The organism is Kitasatospora sp. NPDC056783 (assembly GCF_042789895.1).
Taxonomy (GTDB): domain Bacteria; phylum Actinomycetota; class Actinomycetes; order Streptomycetales; family Streptomycetaceae; genus Kitasatospora.
This window is the reverse complement of record NZ_JBHUAF010000014.1, coordinates 39974-42011: the sequence shown is the minus strand read 5'-3', so window position 1 is coordinate 42011 and position 2038 is coordinate 39974. Positions and strand designations below refer to the sequence as shown.

The 2038-nt window shown below is 75.1% G+C and carries 3 protein-coding genes; 1 reads left to right on the top strand and 2 read right to left on the bottom strand.

The genetic code is table 11. The annotated features are described in order from the left end of the window. Window positions 1–44: 44 nt before the first annotated feature. On the top strand, window positions 45–482 hold the full coding sequence (locus ACFRMQ_RS04500; RefSeq protein ID WP_380726823.1) for a hypothetical protein: 438 nt from the start codon (window positions 45–47) through the stop codon (window positions 480–482). Window positions 483–489: 7 nt separating this feature from the next. On the opposite strand, the gene ACFRMQ_RS04495 is transcribed toward ACFRMQ_RS04500, so the two are convergent. Together ACFRMQ_RS04495 and ACFRMQ_RS04490 are read right to left on the bottom strand one after the other, a co-directional pair. Then, window positions 490–846 carry a zinc ribbon domain-containing protein YjdM gene (locus ACFRMQ_RS04495; RefSeq protein ID WP_380726821.1) on the bottom strand — a complete coding sequence of 119 codons (357 nt, stop codon included), beginning with the start codon at window positions 844–846 and terminating at the stop codon, window positions 490–492. 46 nt (window positions 847–892) lie between these two features. After that, a partial coding sequence (locus ACFRMQ_RS04490) for a SulP family inorganic anion transporter (RefSeq protein WP_380726819.1) occupies window positions 893–2038 on the bottom strand: 1146 nt, incomplete at its 5' end.

Here is a 2038-nt window from a genome sequence, read left to right as displayed (position 1 = left end):
GCGGCCCGGCACCCCTGGGTGAACATCACGGAAGGTCGGGCAGCATGCGCGACACGGCAGACCGGAGGGCGCCGGCCACGGCCCGCGGGGCGGAGCGGGCGGAGCGGGGACGGGACGGCGCCCTGAACGGCAGGCGCCTGGGCCCCGGGCTGGTCCTGCCGCTCGTCCGAGGCCACGTGCCCACCGAGGACGCCCAGCGGCAGCACGTCGCCGAGCCGGCCGGGCTGCTCCGGACGGCGTTCCGCCCGGCCGGGACGGCGCCGGAGCGCCGGGCCCGGGCCGAAGCGCGGGCCCGGCTCCGGGAGCTCTGCGGCCTTCCGGCCGCCGGCTCGGTGGACTGGGAGGAGGTCCGCTCGCGCGTGCCGCGTGCGATGAACTATGCCGGGATGCCCGCCGTCCTCCGGGAGGTCTTCGGGGAGGCCGAGCGGGCGATGCGCGGCCCGCGGGCGGGTGCCGGGTTCCGGACCTCCACCTTCGACTGACGTTCCGTCAGGCCTTCTTGACGAATTCGGACTTGAGCTGCATCGCGCCGAAGCCCTCGATGCGGCAGTCGATGTCGTGCCCGTCGACGCCGTCCACCAGGCGGATGTTGCGCACCTTGGTGCCGGCCTTGATGCCGGAGGGGCTGCCCTTGACCTTGAGCGCCTTGACCACCGTCACGGTGTCGCCGTCGGCCAGCACGTTGCCGACCGCGTCCTTGATCACGCGCTCGCCGGCCGCCTCCGGGGCCTCGTCGGCGTCGGCGGGGGCCCACTCGTGGGCGCACTCGGGGCAGACCATGAGGGCGTTCATCTCATAGGTGTACTCGCTGGAGCACTGCGGGCACGGGGGGAGGTTGTCGCTCATGAGTTCAGGATATCCAGGCTGGTCGGAGACGGTTGGGTGGGTTGAGTCAGTGGTCGGCGGGGGTGCCGACGGCCGCCCGGCCGTGGTCGGCGCCCGCTTCCCCGTCGGTCAGGTGGGTGCGGGCGTGGGCGATGGCCTCGGGGGTGGTGGCGAAGACGTGTCCGTCGGCCCGCAGCCGGTCGAGCACGCCGAGGGCGTCCAGCGGGCGGTGGTGCTCGTCACGGACGCCGGAGACCAGGACCAGCGTGCCGCGCCGCCGGAGCTCGCCGATGGCGTCGCCGAGAACGGTGGCGCCGCTGGAGTCGATCGCGCTGACCCGCGACATCCGCAGGATCGCCACCCTGACCTCGGCGGACTCGGTGAGTTCGAGCAGGAACCGGTGCGCGGCCGCGAACAGCAGCGGCCCGTCGATCCGGTAGGCGACGATGTGCTCGGACAGCAGCGCCTGCTCCTCCTCGTGGTGGTCGGCCGGCGGGAGGTCGGCGTGCAGCGGGACCTGCTCGACCCTCGTCGCCCGGGCGACGGCGGCGAGCGCCAGGACGCCGGACAGCAGCATGCCGATCACCACGGCGGTGACCAGGTCGAAGGCCAGGGTGGCGGCGGCGGTCAGGACCAGTACGGCGGCCTCGCCGCGCCCGGTGCGGGCCAGCGCGCGCAGCGAGCCGACCTGGACCATCCGGACGGCGGTGGCGATCAGCACCCCGGCCAGCGCGGCCAGCGGGATTCCCGCGACCAGCGGCGCGGCGGCGAAGACGATCACCGCGAGCACCGCGGCGTGCACCAGCGCGGCGAGCCGGGAGGCGGCGCCGGAGCGGACGTTGACGGCGGTGCGGGCGATCGCGCCGGTCGCGGCGACGCCGCCGAACAGCGGGGCGGCCAGGTTGGCCAGGCCCTGGCCGAACAGTTCGCGGTCGCTGTCGTGCCGTTCCGACACGCTCATCGCGTCGGCCGCCGTCGCGGACATCAGCGATTCCAGGGCGGCCAGCGCGGCGACGGCGAGCGCGGAGGGCAGCAGCGCGGGGACGGCGGAGAGGTCGAGGAAGCCGAGCGAGGGGGCCGGCAGGCCGGTGGGCAGGTGGCCGATGGCGGCGACCGGCAGGTCGGCCAGTTTCACGGTGACGGTCGCCGCGACGACGGCGATCAGCGAGAACGGCAGCGCGGGCCGCAGCCGTACGCCGACCAGCATCACGGC